We start from the raw sequence: 764 nt of genomic DNA, 5'->3' as shown, positions 1-764 counted from the left end.
AAAATCACTGGAGTTACTTGAAAATTTATTTGTTTTTTCCACCAACACTATTTGACAAAGAGCCAAAAATAAAAAAGTGAAGAGATTGCTCTTCACTTGAAAAAAGTTTTTATTAAAAAATTAAATTTAAGCTATTAGTAAGACAAGTGATAGTTAAAGGAAAATCAGGACCTTTCTCTCCATCAATATCTGTTGTAATATTGTTACTGTTAAAATCTTTACAATTAACTTTTAAATTTGCAGTTTTAAAGTGTATTAAATTTGTACTTTCCTCTAAATGCTCACCTTTAAAGAATTTAAGTAGTGAAGAGATAGTTGAAATTATTGATCCTGGCTTTACAATAATTACATCTAGCAGTCCATCAGTTATTTCACTATTGTAAGCTATATTGATATTTCCAGCTGTTTTTCCATTGAAAACAAAGAATATAAGAGCTTCTCCAGAATAATTCATCTCTTCAGATTCAACCTCTATGTTTACACTTTTAAAAGTTGGTAGTTCCTTTATTCCACTATAATAGTAAGCTAATTTACCAAAAATATTTTTTAAATGGGTAGGTGTTTTTTGAGATACATCAGTAAATAAACCATAGCTAAATACATTTCTGAACCTCCCACAACTAAAGTTGCGGGGTTCTAAAAGTTTAAAACTTTATTTAAGAAGTTTAGTTGCTATACAACTCTTATTCTTACAGGCGTGTCCAGTTCGCCTCTATTGTATAGGACTTCTAAGTCCACAACTTTACTTTTACTCAATATATTTA

Annotated in this window: 1 protein-coding gene; it reads right to left on the bottom strand. The window is 28.7% G+C overall.

The annotated features are described in order from the left end of the window. Positions 1 to 112: 112 nt before the first annotated feature. Positions 113 to 454, bottom strand: coding sequence for a hypothetical protein (locus I6E31_12435; GenBank protein MCF2640765.1), 342 nt, complete (start codon positions 452 to 454; stop codon positions 113 to 115). Between the last annotated feature and the right edge of the window lie 310 nt (positions 455 to 764).

It is taken from the genome of Fusobacterium varium (assembly GCA_021531615.1).
In the GTDB taxonomy this organism is placed as follows: Bacteria; Fusobacteriota; Fusobacteriia; order Fusobacteriales; family Fusobacteriaceae; genus Fusobacterium_A; species Fusobacterium_A varium_C.
Note: the sequence above shows the minus strand (reverse complement) of the source record. Positions and strands in the feature narration are given on the sequence as shown.